Annotated in this window: 20 protein-coding genes and 1 riboswitch; of the genes, 10 read left to right on the forward strand and 10 right to left on the reverse strand. The window is 30.3% G+C overall.

Features of this window, described 5'->3' with window-relative positions:
* Positions 1-42 precede the first annotated feature (42 nt).
* The 5 genes from tuf to XO10_RS04430 all read right to left on the reverse strand — a co-directional run bounded on the left by tuf (position 43) and on the right by XO10_RS04430 (position 4,977).
* Positions 43-1,242: an elongation factor Tu gene (gene tuf, locus XO10_RS04410; protein ID WP_014296370.1), complete on the reverse strand. Its 1,200-nt coding sequence runs from the start codon at positions 1,240-1,242 to the stop codon at positions 43-45.
* Between the two features lie 42 nt (positions 1,243-1,284).
* Complete coding sequence (gene fusA, locus XO10_RS04415; RefSeq protein WP_014296371.1) at positions 1,285-3,363, reverse strand: elongation factor G; 2,079 nt, start codon at positions 3,361-3,363, stop codon at positions 1,285-1,287.
* 20 nt (positions 3,364-3,383) lie between these two features.
* On the reverse strand, positions 3,384-3,851 hold the full coding sequence (rpsG, locus tag XO10_RS04420) for a 30S ribosomal protein S7 (protein WP_014296372.1): 468 nt from the start codon (positions 3,849-3,851) through the stop codon (positions 3,384-3,386).
* Between the two features lie 12 nt (positions 3,852-3,863).
* Complete coding sequence (gene rpsL, locus XO10_RS04425) at positions 3,864-4,238, reverse strand: 30S ribosomal protein S12 (protein ID WP_014296373.1); 375 nt, start codon at positions 4,236-4,238, stop codon at positions 3,864-3,866.
* Positions 4,239-4,407: 169 nt separating this feature from the next.
* Entirely contained in the window at positions 4,408-4,977 is a 570-nt protein-coding gene (locus tag XO10_RS04430; RefSeq protein ID WP_175421171.1) for a hypothetical protein, read from the reverse strand.
* A gap of 135 nt (positions 4,978-5,112) precedes the next feature.
* A riboswitch (TPP riboswitch) is annotated at positions 5,113-5,223 on the forward strand.
* Between the two features lie 55 nt (positions 5,224-5,278).
* Between XO10_RS04430 and thiS the strand changes: the two genes are divergently transcribed.
* The 8 genes from thiS to XO10_RS04470 all read left to right on the forward strand — a co-directional run bounded on the left by thiS (position 5,279) and on the right by XO10_RS04470 (position 14,130).
* Positions 5,279-5,476 carry a sulfur carrier protein ThiS gene (gene thiS / locus XO10_RS04435; protein WP_014296375.1) on the forward strand — a complete coding sequence of 66 codons (198 nt, stop codon included), beginning with the start codon at positions 5,279-5,281 and terminating at the stop codon, positions 5,474-5,476.
* Positions 5,469-6,236: a thiazole synthase gene (locus XO10_RS04440; protein WP_175421172.1), complete on the forward strand. Its 768-nt coding sequence runs from the start codon at positions 5,469-5,471 to the stop codon at positions 6,234-6,236. The genes thiS and XO10_RS04440 overlap by 8 nt, the downstream gene beginning before the upstream one ends.
* Before the next feature lie 2 nt (positions 6,237-6,238).
* Entirely contained in the window at positions 6,239-7,306 is a 1,068-nt protein-coding gene (gene thiH, locus XO10_RS04445) for a 2-iminoacetate synthase ThiH (RefSeq protein WP_014296377.1), read from the forward strand.
* A gap of 12 nt (positions 7,307-7,318) precedes the next feature.
* Positions 7,319-8,620 carry a phosphomethylpyrimidine synthase ThiC gene (gene thiC, locus XO10_RS04450; protein ID WP_014296378.1) on the forward strand — a complete coding sequence of 434 codons (1,302 nt, stop codon included), beginning with the start codon at positions 7,319-7,321 and terminating at the stop codon, positions 8,618-8,620.
* An 11-nt stretch (positions 8,621-8,631) separates the two neighbouring features.
* Entirely contained in the window at positions 8,632-9,813 is a 1,182-nt protein-coding gene (locus tag XO10_RS04455; protein ID WP_014296379.1) for a thiamine-phosphate synthase family protein, read from the forward strand.
* Positions 9,814-9,941: 128 nt separating this feature from the next.
* A complete protein-coding gene (locus XO10_RS04460; protein ID WP_175421173.1) occupies positions 9,942-11,570 on the forward strand; it encodes a C45 family peptidase in 1,629 nt (542 codons plus the stop codon).
* Positions 11,571-11,593: 23 nt separating this feature from the next.
* On the forward strand, positions 11,594-12,628 hold the full coding sequence (locus XO10_RS04465; RefSeq protein ID WP_014296381.1) for a hypothetical protein: 1,035 nt from the start codon (positions 11,594-11,596) through the stop codon (positions 12,626-12,628).
* Between the two features lie 167 nt (positions 12,629-12,795).
* Complete coding sequence (locus XO10_RS04470; protein ID WP_014296382.1) at positions 12,796-14,130, forward strand: MFS transporter; 1,335 nt, start codon at positions 12,796-12,798, stop codon at positions 14,128-14,130.
* A 39-nt stretch (positions 14,131-14,169) separates the two neighbouring features.
* Here XO10_RS04470 and XO10_RS04475 read toward each other — a convergent pair whose 3' ends face one another.
* The gene (locus XO10_RS04475; protein ID WP_175421174.1) at positions 14,170-15,183 is read right to left on the reverse strand and encodes a 3-oxoacyl-ACP synthase; all 1,014 of its coding nucleotides are present in this window, start codon (positions 15,181-15,183) and stop codon (positions 14,170-14,172) included.
* A gap of 204 nt (positions 15,184-15,387) precedes the next feature.
* On the opposite strand from XO10_RS04475, the gene XO10_RS04480 reads away from it, so the two are divergent.
* Positions 15,388-17,091, forward strand: coding sequence for an oleate hydratase (locus tag XO10_RS04480; RefSeq protein WP_014296385.1), 1,704 nt, complete (start codon positions 15,388-15,390; stop codon positions 17,089-17,091).
* Between the two features lie 14 nt (positions 17,092-17,105).
* On the opposite strand, the gene XO10_RS04485 is transcribed toward XO10_RS04480, so the two are convergent.
* Complete coding sequence (locus XO10_RS04485) at positions 17,106-17,669, reverse strand: TetR/AcrR family transcriptional regulator C-terminal domain-containing protein (RefSeq protein ID WP_014296386.1); 564 nt, start codon at positions 17,667-17,669, stop codon at positions 17,106-17,108.
* A 218-nt stretch (positions 17,670-17,887) separates the two neighbouring features.
* Here XO10_RS04485 and XO10_RS04490 point away from each other — a divergent pair, with 218 nt between their 5' ends.
* Complete coding sequence (locus tag XO10_RS04490; RefSeq protein WP_175421175.1) at positions 17,888-18,838, forward strand: Fic family protein; 951 nt, start codon at positions 17,888-17,890, stop codon at positions 18,836-18,838.
* Positions 18,839-18,889: 51 nt separating this feature from the next.
* On the opposite strand, the gene XO10_RS04495 is transcribed toward XO10_RS04490, so the two are convergent.
* The 3 genes from XO10_RS04495 to XO10_RS04505 are packed head-to-tail and all read right to left on the reverse strand — an operon-like array spanning position 18,890 to position 23,374.
* Positions 18,890-20,728, reverse strand: coding sequence for an ABC transporter ATP-binding protein (locus tag XO10_RS04495; RefSeq protein WP_175421176.1), 1,839 nt, complete (start codon positions 20,726-20,728; stop codon positions 18,890-18,892).
* Positions 20,725-22,923 (reverse strand): ABC transporter ATP-binding protein, encoded by a 2,199-nt coding sequence (locus XO10_RS04500; RefSeq protein WP_175421205.1) that lies wholly within the window; start codon positions 22,921-22,923, stop codon positions 20,725-20,727. The genes XO10_RS04495 and XO10_RS04500 overlap by 4 nt, the downstream gene beginning before the upstream one ends.
* Positions 22,916-23,374 (reverse strand): MarR family winged helix-turn-helix transcriptional regulator, encoded by a 459-nt coding sequence (locus tag XO10_RS04505; protein ID WP_014296390.1) that lies wholly within the window; start codon positions 23,372-23,374, stop codon positions 22,916-22,918. Before XO10_RS04505 ends, XO10_RS04500 begins: the two co-directional genes overlap by 8 nt.
* Between the last annotated feature and the right edge of the window lie 168 nt (positions 23,375-23,542).

Raw genomic sequence — 23,542 nt, forward strand, 5'->3', positions numbered from 1 at the left:
CGATTTTATATTTTATAATAAAAACTTTGCAAAAAGATTTTATTATTCTACTATTTCTGTAACAACACCTGCTCCAACTGTTCTTCCACCTTCACGAACAGCAAATCTCATGTTCTTTTCTAATGCTACAGGGTAGATTAATTCTACTGTTGTTACAATGTTATCTCCTGGCATAACCATTTCTGCTCCGCCTTCGAATTCTAACAATGTACCTGTAACGTCAGCTGTTCTGATGTAGAATTGTGGTCTGTAACCTTTCTTGAATGGAGTGTGTCTTCCTCCTTCTTCTTTCTTTAATACGTAGATTTGTGCTTTGAATTTCTTATGAGGTGTGATTGAACCTGGTTTTGCTAATACCTGACCTCTCCATACTTCGTCTTTGTCAATACCTCTTAACAAACATCCTACGTTGTCACCAGCGATACCTTCGTCTAATAATTTTCTGAACATTTCAACACCAGTTACAACTGTTTTCTTAATTTCATCTGTCATACCAACGATTTCTACTTCGTCACCTGGGTGAATAGCTCCTCTTTCGATTCTTCCTGTAACAACTGTACCCCTACCTGTGATTGAGAATACGTCTTCAACAGGCATAAGGAATGGCTGATCTACTGGTCTCTGTGGTTCTGGGAAGTAGCTGTCTACTGCATCCATTAATTCGTAGATTTTCTGTACCCATGGATCGTCCTGTGAATCTGCTTCTAATGCTTTTAAAGCTGAACCTTTGATTACAGGAACTTCGTCTCCTGGGAATTCGTACTGATTTAATAATTCTCTTACTTCCATTTCAACTAATTCGATGATTTCTTCGTCATCAACCATATCTGTTTTGTTGATGAATACAACGATAGCTGGAACGTTAACCTGTCTTGATAAGAGAACGTGTTCTCTTGTTTGTGGCATAACACCGTCTGTTGCTGCTACAACTAAGATAGCACCATCCATCTGTGCAGCACCTGTGATCATATTTTTGATGTAGTCAGCGTGACCTGGACAGTCGATATGTGCATAGTGTCTGTGATCTGTTTCGTATTCAACGTGTGCAATATTGATTGTAATACCTCTCTGTTTTTCTTCTGGAGCTTTATCGATTTGTTCAAATGGTGTGAAGTCTGCGTATCCTTTTAAAGCTAATGATTTTGTAATAGCTGCTGTTAATGTTGTTTTACCGTGGTCGATATGTCCGATTGTACCAATATTCATATGTGGTTTGCTTCTGACGAACTTTTCTTTTGCCATTTTTTGTCCCTCCTCTATGTTTTGTGATGCTATTTAATAAGATTATTTATTCATTATTTTTTCAGCTACTGAAGCTGGAACTTCATCATAATGTGAGAATTGAATTGATTGTGTTGCTCTTCCCTGAGACAATGATCTCAATACTGTTGCATAACCGAATAATTCTGAAAGTGGAACTAAAGCGTGAATTAATCTTGTGCTTGTATTTCCCACATTTTCAAAACCTTCAATTCTTCCTCTTCTTGAGTTTAAGTCAGCTATAATGTCACCCATGTATTCTTCAGGTGTTGTAATATCAACTTTCATGATTGGTTCTAATAATACAGGATTTGCTTTTTTAGCAGCATCTTTTAATGCCATAGAACCTGCAATCTTAAATGCCATTTCTGAAGAGTCAACTTCGTGGTATGAACCATCGTACAATGTAGCCTTTATACCAACCATTGGGTATCCAGCTAACACACCTGATTGCATAGCTTCTTTTATACCCGCTTCAACTGCTGGAATATATTCTTTTGGAATAATACCTCCAACGATTTTATCTTCAAATTCCAATACTTTTGTATTTTCAATAGGTTCAATTTTAATTTTAACGTGACCGTATTGACCTCTACCACCAGATTGTCTGATGTATTTAGTTTCAACATCAGCTGTTCCTCTAATTGTTTCTCTATATGCAACCTGTGGTTGACCAACTTTAACTCCAACTTTAAATTCTCTCTTTAACCTATCTACTATAATTTCAAGGTGTAATTCACCCATACCTGAAAGTATTGTTTCACCTGTTTCGTGATCAAGTTTAACATTTAAACTTGGATCTTCTTCTGTTAATGCTTGTAATGCTTTAGTTAATTTAGCTTCATCATTTTTTGTTTCTGGTTCAATTGCCAATGAGATAACTGGTTCTGGGAATTCCAATTTTTCCAATACAATATCCTGTCCTTCTTCTGTTAATGTATCACCTGTAATTGTATTCTTTAAACCTATTATAGCTACAATGTCACCAGCTCTGATGTAATCTACTTCTTCTCTTTGATCTGAATGCATGAACATTAATCTTGAAACTCTTTCTTTCTTACCCTTTGTTGTATTTAAAACATAGCTTCCTTTTTGTAATTTTCCTGAATATACCCTTGCAAATGTGAGCTTACCAACATATGGATCCACCATGATTTTAAATGCAAGAGCAACAAATGGTCCATTTTCATCTGGTTCGAGTTCTCTTACAAATTCACCTGTTCTTGCATCATATGCTTTTACAGGCGGTAAATCAAGCGGTGAAGGTAAGTAATCAACAATTGCATCTAATACAGGTTGAACACCTTTGTTTTTAAATGATGTTCCACATACTACTGGAACAAATGCACCTTCAATTGTTCCTTTTCTTATTGCAGCTTTTATTTTATCTTCTGGAATATCTTCTCCTTCAAAGAATAATTCCATTATTTCTTCATCATATTCTGAAATAGCTGTTATTAAATCTTCTCTGTATTGATCTGCTTTAGCAACTAAATCCTCTGGAATATCTCTGTATTCAAATTTTGATCCATCTTCACTAACCCAATATATTGCTTTCATTTTTACAAGATCAACAACACCTTCAAAATCAGATTCTGCTCCTATAGGAATCTGTAAAGGTAATGGGTTTGTTCCTAATTTGTCAATCATTGTTTGAACTGCATTATAAAAATCTGCCCCAAGTTTATCCATTTTGTTCATGTATGCAACCCTTGGAACATTATATCTATCAGCCTGTCTCCAAACTGTTTCTGACTGAGGTTCAACACCAACCTGTGCGTCAAATATAACAACAGCACCATCTAATACCCTTAATGCCCTTTCAACTTCAACTGTAAAATCCACGTGTCCGGGTGTATCAATGATGTTAATCCTGTGATCTCTCCAGAAACATGTTGTAGCTGCTGAGGTAATTGTGATACCTCTTTCTTTTTCCTGTTCCATCCAGTCCATTGTTGCTGTACCGTCATCAACGGACCCTATTTTATGTTTTTTACCTGTATAAAACAATATTCTTTCTGTTGTTGTTGTTTTACCAGCATCAATATGTGCAATAATTCCAATATTTCTTGTTTTATTTAAGGCATATAACCGCTCTTTCAAAACAATCCCTCCTCAATAAATTACCAGCGGTAATGAGCAAATGCTTTATTAGCTTCAGCCATTTTGTGTACGTCGTCTCTCTTCTTAACTGCTGCTCCAACACCATTATAAGCATCTATTAATTCTTGAGCTAATTTTTCTTTCATTGGTCTTCCTGATTTATCTCTTGCAGCTTTAACAATCCATCTTAAAGCTAAAGAGATAGCCCTTTCCTCTGGTACTTCAAATGGAACTTGATATGTAGCTCCTCCAACCCTTCTTGGTCTTACTTCAATTAATGGTCTTACATTTTGTACTGCTTGATGATATACTTCTAAAGGATCTTTTTCCAATTTTTCTTTTATTATATCAAATGCACCGTATACTATAGACTGTGCAACTGTTTTTTTACCATCTTTCATTACCCTAACAACCAATTTTGATACCAATACATCATTATATATTGGATCTGGTGTAACCGGTCTCTTTGGTGCCCTTCTTCTTCTCATTTACTTACCTCCTTACTTCTTAGGTCTTTTTGCGCCGTATTTACTTCTGCTCTGTTTTCTTCCTTCAACACCAGCTGCATCCAATGTACCTCTGATAATCTTATATCTAACACCTGGCAAGTCTTTAACCCTTCCGCCTCTTATTAATACATTGGAGTGTTCCTGTAAGTTATGACCTTCACCTGGAATATATGCTGTAACTTCAATTCCGTTTGAAAGTCTAACCCTTGCAATTTTTCTCAAAGCTGAGTTAGGTTTCTTAGGTGTCATTGTTGAAACCCTTACACATACACCTCTTTTTTGAGGATTGCTCTGTAATGCTGGAGATTTTGACTTTTTCTTTAGTTGTTTTCTTCCATGTCTAACAAGTTGATTTATCGTTGGCATATAATTTGTATTCCTCCTTTCAGAATTTTTAAAAATACCAAGTGTATTTTACCTCAGGTCTTTTTAATTTTCAATTAAAATGTTGTGATTTTTTTGTGAAGTTACAAAAACTAAAAAGTTTTATGTATTTTGTTACAGTACTATCCACGGTTTTGTGTGTACGATAACATTATAACTTTTCTTTTATTTTTTCAATAATCTCATTGAGGATCATATTTTTTGCAACTACTGCTATTCTATTATTATAATATTTAAAGTCCTCAGTAACATCTTTTATCGTTTCAATATCAAAATTTTTTAGTACTTCTTCAAAATCTTCTTTTTTATATTTTTTTTCTTCTTTCATTTCTATTTCAAGTAAAAATTTTTCCTCTATATTATACCTTATTTTATTAAAATCAACAAATTCATCAACAACAATTTCTGGATTATCATTTATCATATATCTTATTTTTGCTACCATTTTATATTTTATCAGATTTTCCAATTCCTGTGGTTTTTCTACTCTTTCTTTTTCTATTTTTTCATGTGCAATTTTTGTATTTGCTTTATATGCGTATGTCCATTTGTAATCATAATCTTTATTATTTTTTATTATTGAAAGCCTATATCTTTCTATTTCATTAATATCATCACGAATATACCATTGAACAATACCTATTTTCTTTATAGCCTTTTTTATTAATTTTTCACTTTCATCATTAGAAATAATATATTTTCTTTCAATTTCTATTGACATATAATCACCTCAAAATTGGTTTTATTTATTATATCATATTCATATTGCTCTCATTAAACATAATTATGATTATACTGAATAAATTCTTGAAAATTAAAAAAATTAATGATATAATCAAAATGAAAAGTGAATATTTATGATCCGCAGGGGAGCTGCTGATACCGCAGCTGAGAGTGAGGTGGAAACCTCTGACCCTCATAACTTGATCTGGATAATACCGGCGAAAGGAGCGGAGCAGGGAGTATAAAAAATCAATCTCCTGCTTCGTGCAGGAGATTTTTTTATATCAGGAGGTGATTTTTTGAAGGTATTTATAAATGGAAAAGAAAAGGTCTGTAAAAGCACCAATATAAAAGATTTAGTTGAAGAATTATCCCTTCATAACAAACCAATTGTCGTAATTAAAAACGGAGCCATTGTTTCAAAAAAAAGTTATCCTGATTCTCAAATTTCGGAAAAGGATAAAATTGAAATTATTACTGTTGTAGGAGGTGGTTGATATTAAATTTTATAATGAGGAAATAAATAATCTATTTTTTATGGGCACAGGAAAATTTAAGGATTATTCTATTATGAAAAAAGCTATTGAAGAAGCAAAAATTGAGGTTGTCACTGTTGCAATGAGAAGAGCATCATACGGAAGTTTAAATGAAAGTATTCTGGATTATATTAGTGCAAAAAAAATTATGGTAAACACTTCAGGTGCAAGGAACGCTGAAGAAGCTCTTTTAATTGCACAGGCAGGTAAAGAATTAATGAATACAGACTGGATAAAGATTGAAATTATAAATGATTCAAAGTATTTAATGCCTGATAATCAGGAAACTATAAAAGCCTGTAAATTATTAACAGAAAAAGGTTTTAAGGTTTTCCCTTATATGTATCCTGATTTATATGATGCAAGAAAAATGATTGAAAATGGCGCTGAGGTTTTAATGCCTCTTGGTTCTCCTATAGGAACAAATAAAGGCTTTACTACAAAAGAACTTGTAAAAATTCTTCTAAATGAATTTGATGCGAAAATTATTATTGACGCTGGAATTGGAAAACCATCTCATGTTTCTGAAGCAATGGAAATTGGATGTCATGCTGTACTTGCAAATACTGCTGTTTCAATTGCGGAAGATCCTGTAAAAATGGTAAAAGCCTTTTCTTTAGCAGCTCAGGCTGGAAGACTGGCTTATCTGGCCGGAATTCCAGAAGAAAAAGAAGTGGCAGAAGCATCTTCGCCATTGTTCGATTATATAGGAAGAGATTAACTATGTTTTCAGAAAACATAGAAAAAATCATTGCTTATGTTAATTCAGCCAGAAAGAACAAATATAATATTAATCTAAATAAAGAATTTTTTTCTGTAAATGACATATATGGATTGCTTCAAAATAATGATCTTCGAACAATGGCGAAGAAAGTAATAAAAAATAATAGAAAATTCTTTGGTGATGTTATATTTTTATATGCTCCACTTTACATTTCAAATTATTGTATAAATGGTTGCACATATTGTGGATTTAAGGCTTCTAATAAAATACATCGATTGAAATTATCATATAAAGAAATAGAACAGGAAGCCTTATACTTAAACCACGAGGGAATTGACCACGTTCTAATATTAACTGGAGAAGATCCTGTAAATTCTAATTTTGAGTATTTATATAATACCATAAAAATATTGAAAAACTTTTTCAAAGAAATTTCTATAGAAACATATTCTTTAACCCGGGAAAAATACGAGAAATTAGTCACAGCAGGTCTTGTAGGGGTTACATTGTATCAGGAAACCTATTCTCCGGAAAAATATAGAGAAGTTCATTTATTTGGTCCAAAAAAAGATTTCAAAAAAAGGCTTAATACTGTTGAAGAAGCCATAAAAGCTGGGGTAAGAGAAATAAATATAGGAGCTTTATTAGGGCTTTATGAACCGGAGTTTGAAATTATAATGATGGCATACCATATGGATTATCTTTTAAAGAATTATCCTAATGTAGAATATTCGATATCTTTTCCAAGAATTAGAACAGCTTTTAATGTAAAAGATAAATTTTATAGTATTTCTGATAAAAAACTTATCCATTATATTCTTGCTTTAAAATTAATTTTCCCTCGAGTACATATAAATATCTCCACTCGAGAAAGCATAAAATTTAGAAATGCAATACTGGGCATTGCCACAAAAATGTCAGCAGGATCAACAACAAATGTTGGAGGATATACATTATACAAAGATTCAACAAAACAATTTGAAATTGAAGATACCAGAACAGTAAAAGAATTTATGAATTATATCAAAACAAGAAATTATAATCCAACAACGGTAAATTGGTTTTAAGGAGGAATTTAAATGACACAATTGGAATTTGCAAAAGCTGGAATTATTACAGAAGAAATGGTTATCGCGGCAGAATATGAAGGAATTTCACCAGAAGAATTACGAAATAAAATTGAAAAAGGATATGCGGTTTTACCGGTTAATAAGAATCATAAATTTGATAATATTAGAGCTATAGGAGAAGGTTTAAAAACCAAGGTTAATATTAACCTCGGAACTTCTCAGGGATATTCAAGCGTCAAAGAAGAAATTGAAAAATTGAAAATTGCTGAGAAATTTGGCGCAGATTCTATAATGGATCTGTCTACATGGGGTAATCTTTCATATATTCGTGATGAAATAATACGTAATTCAAATATTATGGTTGGAACTGTTCCTGTTTATGACGCAGCAACAAAAGCTGTCCAGAATAAAAAACGTGTAATAGATTTTGATGCAGATGATTTTATACAGATGGTTCGAGATCACGCAAAAGCCGGTGTTGATTTTATGACTATTCATGCCGGTATTACAAGAACTACCATAGAAAAGTTGAGAAACTCCAGAAGAATAACAAAAATAGTATCGCGTGGCGGTTCAATAATAGTTGGCTGGATGATTAAAAATCACAAAGAAAATCCATTTTATGAGTATTTTGATGAAGTACTTGAGATATGTAGGGAATATGATGTTACTATTAGTCTCGGCGATGGAATGAGGCCGGGTTCTCTTCATGATGCTACTGATGATTTGCAATTTGAAGAATTATTAAGACTTGGAGAACTGGTAAAAAGAGCTCGAAATGCCGGGGTACAGGTAATGGTTGAAGGACCGGGGCATATGCCTATTGATGAAATTGAAGCAAATGTTATTCTTCAAAAAAAGATTTGTGATAGAGCACCTTTTTATGTTCTTGGCCCAATTACTACAGATATTGCACCTGGATATGATCATATAACCTCTGCAATTGGCGGCGCTATTGCTGCAGCTAAAGGCGCAGATTTTCTCTGCGCTGTAACTCCAGCTGAACATTTAAGACTCCCCACTCTTGAAGATATAAAAGAAGGTGTTATTGCAACAAAAATCGCTGCACATTCCGCTGATATAGCAAAAAATAGAAAACATATGAACATAGATAATCAAATGAGTCATGCAAGAAAAGAATTTAACTGGGAAAAGCAATTTGAAATAGCAATTGATAAGGAAAAAGCTTTGAATTTCTATAGTTCAAGAAAGGGAATGGAAAATAATATGTGTTCAATGTGTGGTCCGCTATGTGCAATGAGAATTACAGAAGAGTTTTTAGAAAAAGAAGAAAGTATTTTTATAGAATAGGAGGCGTTATAATGCTTATTTTCTCAGCTTTCGATCCATCAGGTGGTGCCGGAATAACTCAAGATATATCTATAATGAAATTATTTAAGATAAATCCTATTTCTGTTATATCCGCTTATACAATCCAAAACACAGAGATATTTAAAAAAATCGAATTTAGAAGTTCTTTTGAAGAATTTGAATTATTCAAAAATATTTCTATAATTAAAGCAGGAATGGCAAATGCAGAACAAATAAAATTACTAAGAGAAAAATATCCAGAAGCTAAAATTATATGGAATCCCATAATCAAAACCTCTACAAACTTCAACATCATTTCTCCAGAAGAAGTAAATGAAGGTTCAAAATATGTGGATTTAATAATTATGAATTCAGAAGAATTTCAATTAACAAATCCATTATGCGAAACAATTATAACAGGCGGACATAAAAATTCTGAGAAAATCGAGGTTATTTATAAAAATAAAACTTTCTTTTCAAAAAGATATGAAAAATCCTTACATGGAACAGGCTGTGTTTTCTCATCATTAATTTCCGCTCATATATATATGAAATATAGTGTTGAAGAAGCCATTATTGCTTCTTTAAATTATATGGATAAACTTGTTTTAAATTCAATCAAATTTGTTCAAACGGAAAATTTATTATACGAAGCACATAAAGGATATATAATAGAGGAATTATGGAAGATAAAACCACAAATAATAGAACTTGGAAAGTATACTATTCCAGAAGTAGGTCAAAATATTGTTTATGCACTTCCATTTGCTTCAAATGAAAATGAAGTTGGGAAATTTCCTGGAAGAATACACAAACTGGAAAATGAGATTAATTTCATTCATGAACCTGCTTTTTTTGGAAAAAGCCATATGGCAAGGGCAGTAATTGCAACAATGAAATACTTCCCATGGATAAGATCTGCCATGAATATACGCTATGAAAAAATATATATAGAAAAAGCAAAAGAACTTGGATATAAAACTTATTACCTTGATAGAAATAATGAACCTGTTGAAATACAGTCAAAAGAAGGACACTCTATACCTTATGGTTTATCAAATATATATAATGAAACTAATTCTCCTATAGATTTTGTATGGGATGATGGATTTTTCGGAAAAGAAGCTATGATAAGGGTTTTTGGAAGAACACCAACAGAGGTTATAAAAAAAGTAAAAGATATTGTTTTGTGATATGTATTATAAGCCTCCTAATAAGTCATATTAGGAGGCTTATATTAATAAAAATTTTATTTTTGAAAAAAATAAAATAATGATATAATTAATCTGAACATAAACTTTTTGTTTGGAGGAGTTTTTATATGAAAAAATTTTTGTATTCATTATTTATTGTATTTTTTATTACTTTGCTATATATTGTGTATATTTTCACACCTTTGAAATATCCAATAAAAAATATAACTACTGCAGAGTATAAAACAGAAAAAATTGGAAATTTGAAAATTTTATATTTATCAGGAGAATCTCAAGATATTGGTTACCAACATGGTTTAGCTCTACGAAATGAAATTAATAATATGGAAAAGCTTCTTGAAAATGAATTGAAAAATAAAACGATATTTGAAAAACTTATTATACGATATACAATGAAAAATTATTTTAGAAAGATACCAAAAGAATATAAAACAGAAATGGCTGCAATTGCAAAAGGAAGTAATACTTCTCTGGATTCAATATTCTTAATGAATATATATGATGAACTTTTTAATCTATATGGATGCACAAACATTGCTGTTTTTGGTAAAAAAACAAAAAATGGGGAAATATTGCATGGAAGAAACCTGGATTATTTTTTATCAGATAAACTATGGGATAAAAATGTTTTATTTGTATATCAGCCACAAAACGGATATAATTTTATTTCTCTCACGTGGCCAGGACTAATTGGTGTATTATCCGGAATGAACGAAAGAGGGATTTCACTTGGTTCAATGACATCAGAATCAAAATATCAAAGTTCCTCCGGAATACCTACTGGTATATTATATAGAATGATTATGGAAAATGCAAAAGATATCAAAGATGTTGAAGTCATATTAAAAAACAATAAACGAACTATTGGAAACAATTTGATGATAGGAAGTAAACATGACAAAGAAGCTGTAGTTTTTGAATTTGATAGCAATAACTTAAAAGTAAGAAAAAATGATAATTATATTGTTTCTACAAATCATTTTGTTTTACTAAAAAACAAAAATGGAATTTACAGAGGATCAATTTCAAGAAAAAATAAAGCAGAAAATTACATAAAATCTTATAATTATCTCACAGTAAAAAATATTATTGAAATATTAAGAGACCTTATAGCAAATAATGAAAATGATGAACCTATATGTAAATATGAAACTGTTCATAGTATAGTATTTCTTCCAATTAGTTCTGAATTTTACGTTGCAGCCAATGACGGAATATATGCTTCCGCCGGAAGATTTTTTCACTTTAAATATGATAAGAAAATCATACAATATATTGATTATATTGATTATTCTCCAGACTATTTATGGCTAACAAAAAATTTATTTATTGACAAATACAAAAACAAAGAATGGTCAAACCAAAAAGCCATTTCATATATAAAATCATTTATTAAAAATAGAAAATTATCAGGTTGGGATATAATAGATCTTATAAAATTCTATAAAGAACTTGACCTTAAAAATGAAACATCTTCACTTATTGAAAAATTAAAATCAATTTTTGAAAAAGACAAAAATACTTTATTTAATCTTCCAGCTGAAAAAATAAATTCACCGGAAACTTTTCTTTTAAGGGACCATTATAATAATTCATTATTAAATTTAATATTGGCATACGAAATCATTGATAATAAACAGAAAATGAAAGAATATAGCAAACTTGGTTTAAATGATAATGTAATTGAAGATGATAAATGGTATAGCATGAAGTTTAAAGAATATTATAATAAGTAATTCAAATATAAGGGGGTATAAATATGAAAAAAACTTTTCTTTTTTTAGTAGGATTGGTTTTAGTTGGAATATTATTTTTTTACTTTATATTCAAAACACCATTAAATAATACCTATAAAAAAATTGATGTTCAATTCCCTATTTACCCTGAAAATAAAAATATTGTTTACTTAAACAAAGGCAATTTTACCGCTGATGAAAATGGTTATTTATATTATGTCACACCAATCTTTAATTCAGAAAAAAATAAGGAACAATTGCTAGTCTCAAAATTAAATATTCTATCAAAAAATATTGATTATATATATTTAGATACTAAAACTTTTGAAACTACAGAAAACCATGGAATTATCCTTGGATCACTAACTTTTGATAATAATATTTTATACTATAAAGGTAGCAAAGGAATTTGGAAAATAGAAAATAATAAAGTTGAATTTTTACCTTTCTTAAACAAAATTGAATTTGACTATGCAAATGGTGGTTTTGTATATTTCAAAAATTCTTTCTGGATAATTAGCAAACCAATTTATCGTATAGGTAAAAAATATGGTATCTATAAATATACCAAAAAAAATGATGTTCTTATATCTGAAAAAACAATAAAAATCGAAGATGTACCTTTAAACATAATTAAAAATAATGATGAAGTTTATATTTTTTGCCATGATATATATTCAGAAAAATATAATTTATACCAAATAAAAAACGATTCTTTAAAAAAGATTTATTCAATTGATGGAAAAAGATTTAATTCTAGTGGTTGGTTCAAATCCAACGATTCTGATAAAAAATATCATTGGTTTAGTTTAAAATTCATTTCTGTTTTAGACAATAAAATGTATATTCTTGGAATTTTAAAAGATTCAAATGAATATAAACTTTTTGAAATTAATTTAAATACAAAAAAAGAAAAATCATATAACATTCTTCCACCTTTAAATTCAACATTTCCAACTACACAATATCTCTTAAAAAGATATAATAACAAATCATACTTATTTATAAAAAATCAAGATGATCCTCCTAACTCTATAAAAATTTATATAAAAAAATAACCTTTTCTGGTAATATAAAATCTTTTTAAATCTCCCGATTAAATTCGGGAGATTTTCTTATAATAAAAATATATTTTTCTCGTTTTCATTTTGCAAAGAAATACATATTTCTTTAAGAAATATCATGTTATAATCAAGATAAGAAATAATACATGGTGGTGATGGGGATGAAAAAACTTTCTACAACCTTGAAATTATCCGTATTAGAGGCTATGGCATTTAATGCCTTCTTTGTAGCAACACAAACGTTCATTATAATCTCCATAGCTCTTTATTTTAACGCTTCACCTTTTCAAATTTCGATAATATCTTCTTTCCCTGTATTTGCACAAATGTTTCAGGTTTTTACACCTTTAATCTATAAATTATTTGGAACTCGAAAAAAGAGTTTAATTATAGTTTCCATAATAGGAAGAGGATCTCTTGTATTGCTGCCTATAATAGTTTTATTAAATATAAGAAATTCTCATATATTTGTAATGATCATGATATTATATGCTTTTTTTGGAACGTTTATCAGTAATATATGGACAGCAGCTATGCGGGAGTTAGTACCTTTCGAAGATAGAGGAAAATATTTTGGAATGCGAAATGTTTTTGCCTCAGCAATAGGTATCTTAGCCACTTACCTTTATTCCCAATTTCTTGATTTTCCAAATGAAAAAATGGGAATTTTGCTGGTAACCTCTATTATGGCCTTATTTGCTGTAATAACAATAATCCTCCTTGCCTTTCATAAGATTCCAGAAATCTGCGAAACTTCACAAAATGAATTAAAAATAAAAAAAGCCTTTCAGGATAAAAAATTTCAAACGTTTCTTGTATTTGTTGGAATATGGACATTTGCAATAGAATTAACAAGACCATATTTTTCATATTTCCAGGTTGCTATATTACACATTAATACAACATTTCTCGGTAAAATGAGTGTTATAACCGGAATAATTTCATTAGTATTATATCCATTTTATGGAAAATTAAGCGATAGATATGGGAATAAGAGCATACTTATGATTGGAATTTCTCTTGCAACTATTGCACCATTATTATATTTTGTTATGACAGATTATAATTATAGAAGTTTATTATTGCTTGATAGTGTGTTTTCAGCATTTGCGTGGGCTGCTATAAACCTTACATTTTTCAATCTATTACTTGAAACCATTTCAGAACCTGCTGAAAATTATGTTGCTGCATATGCTTTAACTTCAGGAGTTACAGCAATTATAGCTTCAAATATAGGTGGTTTTTTTGGAAATATTTTAAAGGATAAAACATTTTATATACTTGGCGACAAATATCACGGTATACAATTATTAATATTCGCTGGATTTTTATTAAGAATATATGCTTTACTACATTTGACAAATGTTGAAGCATATGAAAAACCTATACGTTATAAAAGCTGGTTATTATCCAACCCGTCTTTATTTAAACGTAGAGAAATCTCATTACCTATATACTTAAAGATTTTTAGAGGAAAAAAGTTAAAAAAGAAATAATAAATAAAAGTAGGCTGTAAAAACTTTTACAGCCTACTTTTATTTATTAGCTTCTCCCCATTTCACAACAGCAGCAGCCCAGACAAATCCAAGCCCAGCTCCTACCATTACTATATTATCCCCTTCCTTTATCTTTCCTGTTTTCAATCCCAATTCTATTGATAATATCTGATCATTTTGCCCCATATGTCCATACTCTTCTAAATATGTACTCTGTTCTTCTTTTAATCCTAATTCTTCCAATACTCCTAAATGTGCTGATCTTTTAAAATGTAGTATTGCAAGGTAATTTATATCTTTTCTTGTTAATTCTGCCTTTTCAAGCGATCTGTCTATTACATAATAAAAATTTGGCATTGTTTTTTCTTTTAGTTTTTCCTTAAAATTCTCTATATCTCTCACTACAAAATGCATTCTTTTTACATCTTCTTTTTCCATTGGCCATTTTTTGCTTCCCCCGACTTCTATTACACAATCCTCTGCAAATGAACCATCACCTTTAAATGCTGTACTGAGTATTACATTGCGATTATAATTTTTCCTTAATATCATTGCTGCTCCGCCTGCTCCAAGGTCAAACATGAATGATGTCTCTTTTACTCTATAATCTATTAAATCTCCATTTCTATATCCGCTCACCAAAAGTACTGTATTTATCTCCTCATTTGCTATCATCATTGATTTCGCAACTTCCATTCCAGCCATCATCGAACCACACATTGCTTCCATATCAAATGACCATGCATTAACTGCCCCTATATCATTTGCTACTTTTAGTCCTGCTAACCAATTTGGATAATCCTTATGTTGTCCTCCATTCCAGATTACCAGGTCTATTTCTTCTGGAGAAATCTCAGCATCTTTAATTGCTTTTAATGCTGCCTGTATTCCCATATAACTTGTTGTATCTTCTGGACCTGGTATTGGTTTCTTTATCACTCCAAATTTTTCTTTTATTACATCAACCGGTATTCCACTTTTTTCTGCTATTTCTTCTGCTGTCATATAATTTTCAGGAATATACGTCCCTATTCCCATTATCCCTACTTTCATATTTTCACCCCAAATTACTTATAAATATTTAAAATATTATAACAAAATAAAATTACACATTTAAATTCTAACATTTTCACTTTTTTCACAAATCACCAAATTTGTTGCAAATTTGCACAAATAGCGAATTTTGGTAATTTACAAATCAAATAAAAAGTTATATACTTTTATTGCATCGAATTTTTAGATAAGGGAGTGAGTAAAATGGGTAGTTATCACTTAAAGTATCATCCTAAAAAACCAGAAGGTATTGAAAACAAAAAAGCATATTTAGTTGGTTCAGGAATTGCAACTTTAGCAGCAGCATTTTATTTAATAAGAGATGGACATATGGATGGAAAAAATATCACTATTTTTGAAAGAAAAAATGTAAATGGTGGCGCATTAGATGGTGCTGGAAACTTCGAAGACGGTTATATTATTCGTGGCGGTAGAGAAATGGAAGAACATTACGAATGTACATGGGATTTATTTGGAGATATTCCAACACTTGAAGATCCTGAAAGAACAGTACTTGATGATATGAAAGAAATCAACGATTGGGATCCTAACGTAGCAGCTAAAAGAGTTATTCAAAATCGCGGTGAAAAAGTTGATACTTCCACACTTGGATTAAAGGAACATCATATAAAACAATTAACAAAATTATTTTTAGCAAAAGAAGAAGATTTAGGAGATTTAACTGTTGAACAATTCTTTACACCAGATTATCTTGAAACAAATATGTGGTTATTATGGCGTTCAATGTTCGCATTCCAACCATGGCACAGCGTTGTTGAAATGAAAAGATACATGGAAAGATTTATTCATTTATTACCTGGAATGACAGAATTAAGAAATATCTTATTCTCAAGATACAATCAATATGATTCATTCGTTTTACCATTGGTAAAATGGTTAAAGGATCATGGTGTAAAATTTGAAAACAATACTTTAGTTACAGACCTCGATATTGAAATCAATGAAAAGGAAAAGGTTGTTACAGGTATTCATATTGTAAAAGATGGAAAAGAACAGGTTATAAAAACAACAAGAGATGATCTTGTATTTGTAATTAACGGTTCCATGACAGAAAATTCCACTTTGGGTAGCATGGATAAAGCACCTGAACTAAACAGAGAATTAGGACCTGTTTGGAGTTTATGGAAAAATATCGCAGCAAAGGATCCTGCATTTGGAAGACCAGAAGTGTTCTATGAAAATATAGATAAAACAAAATGGGAATCATTTACAGTTACTTTCAAAGACTCAAAAATGGCTGATGTAATTAAAGAAATTACAAATAGAGATCCTTATTCAGGAAGGGTTGTAACTGGAGGAATTATTACTATAAAAGATTCAAACTGGGGTATGAGTTTCACATTTAGTAGACAACCTCATTTTGCAAATCAGCCAGACGATGTATTGGTAATGTGGGCATATGGTTTATTTGCAGATAATGAAGGAGATTATATAAAGAAAAAGATGAGTGAATGTACAGGTGAAGAATTATTAAGAGAATTGTTGTATCACATTGGTGTAGAAGGAGAATTAATGGAAGAAATTGTTGACAGCGCTATTGTTATTCCTGCAATGATGCCACATATTACAAGTCAGTTCATGCCAAGGGTAAAAGGTGACAGACCAGAAGTTGTTCCAGAAGGTAGTGTTAACCTTGCATTCCTCGGACAATTTGTTGAAATCAAAGACGACTGTGTATTTACTGTGGAATATTCAGTTCGTTCAGCTGTTATTGCAGTATATAAATTATTAAATCTTGATAAGGAAGTTCCAGAAATTTATCCAAGTAAATACGATATTAGACATGTAATAAACGCAACAAAAACTCTCTATGGAAATAAACCATTACCTGGAGAATTTTTTGTAAAGAAACTTCTTAAAGATACCTCTTTAGAAGGATTGATATAAAATAATGGCCCCTTTTAAGGGGCTTTTTTTTCAAATTTTCTTAGCGATCTTGATATATCTCCTTCAATTATCTTGCTTACTTTATCTGTTAGAATTTGTGGATCTTCTTCCATTTTGTTTTTTATCCAGTCTATAATAATACCTGTTAATGCTATTTCATAGAATTTTACTATGTCTTTTTTTAGATTTTCAGGAACATTTATATCCTTTGAAAGCTCTTCTACCACATCATATATTAATTTCGCCACATAATCATAAAGATGGTCTTCAAGGCGATTTCTATCTATAGAATTATATGCATTTAATACTATTTTCTTATTTTCCTTTAAATAGTTTAAAATACTTAAATATCCTTTTTGCCATGTTTCATAAGTTTTATTTTCTCCTATTGCTTCGCCTACTTCTGTAATAAACATCCATTCAAGTAATTCATAAATATCATGGAAATAATAATATAAAGTTCTTCTGTTTACTCCACAATCTTTTACAATATCATTGACTGTAATTTTAGATAATGGTTTTTCTTTCATTAATTTCTTTAATGATGCGGCTAATGCTCGTTTTGTTATTTCTGACATAAAACCTTCTCCTATCTTCGTTATTATTCTCAAAGAATTATATCATACTTAAGTTAAAAAACTCTTTGTTAATTGAAAAAAATCAAAGTTGTCCTGTTTTTATTTTTTTGATCAAACAGGACAACTTTCTTTTTTCATTATAATATTGAAAAAAAGCAGATTATAGTGTATAATAAAAATAACTCCCTTTTTAAAACAGGACAAAACAGAGGTGTAACATGGCAAAAGATAACTTAATTGAATTTAGAAAAAAACTTTTTTCACTTCAGGTAATTAAAATCCCAAACAATGAATGGTTATATATGCTTGGTTCTGAAACCAGAAATTCAATAATGATTGAAGGAATATTTGTAGACGAAGATGAACTTGATTCAGCAATTTCAGGAAAATACAAATCTGGTAGTGAAGTTTCAAATTATTTTAGAACAGCAAGATATTATTACAACATGGCTATTGAATTGTCTCGAACAAATGAAGAAATTCCATGTTTAACCTTCGTAAAAAACACACATAGAATGTTATTTGAAAATATTATTAAAAATTATGATAAACTGGGAAATTTTAGAAATGGTCCTATAAAAATTACCGGCGCAAAAATCAATCCTCCTATGTATGATATAGCCGATTGGATAAGGTTATGGTGTAATTACTCAAAATATGCATTTTCTAATCATCCTATTGCAGAAGCCTCTGCAAGAGTACATGTTTTTTTTGAATCTATACATCCTTTTGAAGATGGTAATGGTCGTATTGGCAGAATCCTTTTAAATTTTTTACTTATAGCAAATGGATATTTAAATATTGTTTTAAAAGGTGAAAAGGAAAAGGACAGAAATAATTATATTTTAGCTCTTGAATCTGCAGAAAAAGGAATAAGAGAAATTTTTAAAAGTTCACCCACATCTTTTACTCCTGAACAAATTGATAATCATTTTAAAAAGGAGGACATCAAAAAACTTTCAAAAATTATAAGAGATGCTATAATAGAAACATATGATAAGTTAATATGTTCTGAAAATAAAGAAAAATTGGTTACTGTTGAAGAATATTCAAATTTATCAGGAAAAACACAGGAAAATATTCGAAAAATGATTTCAAGAAAAAAACTAATTGCTTGGAAACCCCGAGGAAGATGGTTAATTTACCCATTTCAGATTAAAAATAATTAATCAAAATCCCGGAATCCTACTTTGTAAGATTCCGGGATTTTCTAGATTTTATTAATTTTCCACAACTTCAAACTGAGAGTTATAAAGATTTGCATAAAATCCGTTTTTCTTTAGTAATTCTTCATGTGTTCCCTGTTCTACAACGTCACCTTCATTCATTACTATTATAAGATCTGCATTTTTTATTGTTGATAATCTATGCGCAATAACAAAACTCGTTCTTCCTTTCATTAATTTTTCCATTGCCTGTTGAACCTTTAATTCTGTTCTTGTATCAACAGAACTTGTTGCTTCATCAAGTATAAGTATTTTAGGATTTGCTAAAAAGGCTCTTGCTATGGTAATTAATTGTTTTTCACCTTGAGATATATTATTTATTTCTTCGTTTATAACCATGTTATATCCACCGGGCAATGCATGAACAAATGAATCCACATGTGCCATTTTTGCAGCTTCTATTACTTCTTCATCTGTTGCGTCAAGTCTTCCGTATCTTATATTTTCCATTATAGTTGTATTTGAAAGCCATGTGTCCTGTAATACCATTCCAAATAATGATCTTAAATCATTTCTTTTGAATTTTCTTATATCTATATCGTCTATTAATATTGCACCGTCATTTACATCATAAAATCTCATTAACAATTTTACAAGCGTTGTTTTACCTGCACCAGTTGGACCAACAATGGCTATTGTTTGTCCAGGTTGAATTATTTCAGAGAAGTTTTTAATAATTATTTTATCTGGGTTATATCCAAAACGCACATTTCTAAATTCAACCTTACCTTTTATCTGCGAAACATCAACAGGATTTTCAACATCTTCTATTTCCTCTTCTTCATCTAAAAATTCAAATACACGTTCTGCAGCTGCTGCAGTTTGCTGGAAAATGTTTGATATATTTGCCAATTGTGCAATAGGTTGTGTAAATGATCTCATATATTGTATAAATGCCTGTATATCCCCAACTTCTATTAATCTTTTTGCAGCAAACCATCCACCAACCACTGCAACTACAACATATCCAAGATTTCCTATAAAATTCATTATTGGCATCATCATACTGGAGAGGAATTGGGATTTCCAGTCAGAATCGTATAATTGATCGCTTAAATTTTCAAACTTTTTTATGCTTTTTTCTTCTCCATTAAACACCCTTACTATTGTATGACCGCCATACATTTCTTCAACATGTCCATTAACATGTCCAAGATATTCCTGTCTTTTTTTGAAAAATTTCTGGGAATGTTTTATTACTGTCATCATTAAAAATCCTGATAATGGAAGTATAAATAAAGCAATTAAAGTCATCATCCAGCTTATTGAAAGCATCATTATAATAACACCAATTATCATAGTGGAAGATATAATTAATTGTGAAATACTTTGATTTAATGTTCTACTTACTGTATCAACATCATTGGTTATTCTTGAAAGTACTTCACCGTGATTTGTCCCGTCAAAGTATTTTAATGGCATTCTGTGTATTTTTTCCATTATTTCTTTTCTTAAATTGTAGCTAACCTTCATTGAAATACCGGACATTATCCAACCCTGAATATATCCAAAAATTGCACTTAAAATATACAATCCACCTAAAATTAATATTATATTGGATATATATGCAAAATCTATTCCTTCTGTTTTTCCCATTATTTTTCCAATTATACCTTCAAATATCTTTGTTGTAGCTTTACCAAGAATTTTAGGACCAACTATTGAAAACGTTGCACTTGCCATTGCAAATACAATAACTGTTATAAATGACCATTTATATACTTTTAAATATTGCATTAATCTCTTCATTGTACCTTTAAAGTCCTTGGCTTTTTCAACAGGTCCTTTCATTCCAGGACCACCGCCCATTGGGCCTCCTCTTCGTGCGCTCATGCCAATTCCTCCTCTGATAGCTGTGAATAGGCTATTTCTCTATATGTTTCACAGCTCTTCATTAATTCATTATGAGTTCCTATTCCAACAATCTTTCCTTCATCTATAACTATAATTTGATCAGCATTTATTATTGTGGAAATTCTCTGGGCAACTATGATTATTGTACTATCCTTGGTGTATTCTCTTAATTTTCTCCTTATTGATAAATCTGTTTTAAAGTCAAGCGCTGAAAAACTATCGTCAAATATAAATATTTCAGGCTTTTTTGCAAGTGCCCTTGCAATGGATAAACGTTGTTTCTGACCGCCAGAAAAGTTTTTACCTGCCTGTGACACATCTGTTTTAAAACCTTCTGGAAGTTTTTCTATAAACTCCAATGCTTCTGCTATATCGGCAACCTTTTTCATTTCTTCATCAGTAAGGTTTTCATTTCCATATTTTATATTGGATTCTATGGTGCCGCTAAATAACGTTGTTTTTTGTGGGACATATCCTATGTGTTCTCGTAATTCTTTTTGTGTAACTTCTTTTACGTTTATTCCATCTATTAATACTTCACCTTTTGTTACATCATATATTCTCGGAATTAAATTTACCAGCGTAGATTTACCGGAACCTGTTGAACCAATTATAGCAGTTGTCTTTCCAGGTTCTGCTTTAAAAGATATCTCCTTTAAAGCATAATCTTCACCACCAGGATATTTAAAGAATACATTTTTGAATTCAACAACTCCTTTAAATGGCTTTTTAAAGTGTTTTGGTTTTTCTGGATCTGTTATTGATGGTTCCATTGCAAGTACTTCTGCTATTCTATTTGCGGATACAGAAGCTCTTGGGAATAATATGAATATCATGGACATCATTATGAATGAAAAGATTATCTGCATTGAATACTGCATAAATGCCATCATATCTCCAACTTGAAGATTGAAATTGTCTATTTGATGTGCTCCTACCCAAACTATAAGTATCATTGTAATATTCATAACAAGCATCATTGCTGGCATCATTACAGCCATTAATCTATTTACAAATAATGAAGTCTTTGTAAGTTCAACATTTGCTTTATCAAATCTCTTTTTCTCATGTTCCTGTGTGTTAAATGCTCTTATAACCATAATACCTGAAAGGTTTTCTCTGGCAATTAAATTTATTTTATCAACTAATTTCTGTATTAATTTGAATTTTGGAAATGCTACGCTGAATATTGATATAATCAATGTAAGTATTCCGGCTACTGCTACACCAATTATCCATGACATGGAAGGACTTTTATCAAGTGCTCTAAATACTCCACCAATACCAAGTATAGGCGCGTAAAACACTATTCTTATTAAAATAACCATTAAATTTTGTATTTGTGTTATATCATTTGTTGTCCTTGTTATTAATGATGCAGTGGAAAACTTGTCAAATTCCTCTCCTGCAAAGTTTTCTACCTTTGAAAATATGGCTTTTCTTAAATCCCTTGCCATTCCTGCTGCCGTTTTAGATGCAAAAAAACCAACTATTACTGCACTTGTTACACTTATCAAAGCTATTAAAAGCATTATGCTTCCTGTTGTTAAAATATAGCTTTTTTGTCTCTGATATAAATCTATTCCAACTTTTTCATATTCATTTTTTATGGCCATTGCCAATGACTGACTTATCATTGAATCCCCTAATTTACTGAATTTTTCATATATATTATCAGCAAAATCTATTCTTTGTTTTTCTGGTAAAAATATAAGTAATTTAAATATATCTACTTTGCTATTTTTATTTATTTTAAGGCCTTCTGTTTCACCTTTTTCTATTGCCTGAACTGCAAAAAAAGCCCTTGAAAATATTTTTTCAAATCCTTCTGTATTTTCATTCTCCTTTAAAATATAAACTGATTCTTTTTCAAGTATTGGATATTCATCTATATAATTTTTTGCCTCTTCACTGCCTGTTTTTATATATTCATAACCATTTAATATGCTTTTTTTCTCATCTTTATTCATAAACAAAAATAATCTTTTCATTTCAGTAGCTCTTATAACTTCCGGTATAGTTTCTGTAATGCCGCTTTTTTGAATACCAACATTAACTATATTTGACATATAATCAGGCAATGAAAGATCGCTTGTAGCCTGAATAAAGAGCAAGCCTATAGATAATATTAATAACACAGTATATGGTTTCATAAATTTCATTAGTTTAATTATTTTCATCATCTCCTTTCAGATTTTTTGTTAAAACATCTTTTAATATTCCAAGCCCGTCTATAACCTTTTTTAATTCAGTTTCTGATACATTTTCCAAAAATTCATTGAGTTTATTATCCATACTTAGATTTAATCCTTTTTTATTTTTTTCAAATTCTTCCGTTAATTCAATATATATAACCCGCCGATCCTTTGAATCCCTCACTCTTTTGACAAAATTTCGTTTTTCCAACCTGTCTATAATACCGGTTACCGTACTATTTGATAATCCAACTTCTTTGCTCAAATCACCTATTTTCATTCTCCCGTTCTTCATTAGTATCCCTAATATCATCCATTGGGAAGATGTTATTTCCATGTTTTCAAATTGTGTAGTCATAGCTTTTCTCAGCAATTCCTTTATTTCTTTGATAAGCTTTATTACCTCTATAGCAGAGCTTCTTTCATCCATTTCATCACCTCACTATTTATAAAAAACAATTTATTTCGTACGCGAAATATTTTTGTACGAAATAATATTAACATTTATATGTTAAATAAAAAGGTTCGATATGTTAACTAAAAATTATAGATAATTTTTGGTATAATAAAATCACAAAGATTATGAAAGGGGAATTAA

The organism is Marinitoga sp. 1135, from assembly GCF_013363245.1.
GTDB classification, from domain to species: Bacteria; Thermotogota; Thermotogae; order Petrotogales; family Petrotogaceae; genus Marinitoga; species Marinitoga piezophila.

What these genes read in the sequence shown, in the direction of transcription:
- XO10_RS04480 (WP_014296385.1), top strand. Translation starts at nt 15,388, where the DNA reads ATGGGTAGTTATCACTTAAAGTATCATCCTAAAAAACCAGAAGGTATT.
- XO10_RS04455 (WP_014296379.1), top strand. Translation starts at nt 8,632, where the DNA reads ATGCTTATTTTCTCAGCTTTCGATCCATCAGGTGGTGCCGGAATAACT.
- XO10_RS04470 (WP_014296382.1), top strand. Translation starts at nt 12,796, where the DNA reads ATGAAAAAACTTTCTACAACCTTGAAATTATCCGTATTAGAGGCTATG.
- XO10_RS04460 (WP_175421173.1), top strand. Translation starts at nt 9,942, where the DNA reads ATGAAAAAATTTTTGTATTCATTATTTATTGTATTTTTTATTACTTTG.
- XO10_RS04465 (WP_014296381.1), top strand. Translation starts at nt 11,594, where the DNA reads ATGAAAAAAACTTTTCTTTTTTTAGTAGGATTGGTTTTAGTTGGAATA.
- thiH (WP_014296377.1), top strand. Translation starts at nt 6,239, where the DNA reads ATGTTTTCAGAAAACATAGAAAAAATCATTGCTTATGTTAATTCAGCC.
- XO10_RS04505 (WP_014296390.1), bottom strand. Translation starts at nt 23,374, where the DNA reads ATGGATGAAAGAAGCTCTGCTATAGAGGTAATAAAGCTTATCAAAGAA.
- XO10_RS04495 (WP_175421176.1), bottom strand. Translation starts at nt 20,728, where the DNA reads ATGAGCGCACGAAGAGGAGGCCCAATGGGCGGTGGTCCTGGAATGAAA.
- rpsG (WP_014296372.1), bottom strand. Translation starts at nt 3,851, where the DNA reads ATGAGAAGAAGAAGGGCACCAAAGAGACCGGTTACACCAGATCCAATA.
- thiC (WP_014296378.1), top strand. Translation starts at nt 7,319, where the DNA reads ATGACACAATTGGAATTTGCAAAAGCTGGAATTATTACAGAAGAAATG.
- XO10_RS04485 (WP_014296386.1), bottom strand. Translation starts at nt 17,669, where the DNA reads ATGTCAGAAATAACAAAACGAGCATTAGCCGCATCATTAAAGAAATTA.
- XO10_RS04475 (WP_175421174.1), bottom strand. Translation starts at nt 15,183, where the DNA reads ATGAAAGTAGGGATAATGGGAATAGGGACGTATATTCCTGAAAATTAT.
- rpsL (WP_014296373.1), bottom strand. Translation starts at nt 4,238, where the DNA reads ATGCCAACGATAAATCAACTTGTTAGACATGGAAGAAAACAACTAAAG.
- XO10_RS04430 (WP_175421171.1), bottom strand. Translation starts at nt 4,977, where the DNA reads ATGTCAATAGAAATTGAAAGAAAATATATTATTTCTAATGATGAAAGT.
- XO10_RS04490 (WP_175421175.1), top strand. Translation starts at nt 17,888, where the DNA reads ATGGCAAAAGATAACTTAATTGAATTTAGAAAAAAACTTTTTTCACTT.
- tuf (WP_014296370.1), bottom strand. Translation starts at nt 1,242, where the DNA reads ATGGCAAAAGAAAAGTTCGTCAGAAGCAAACCACATATGAATATTGGT.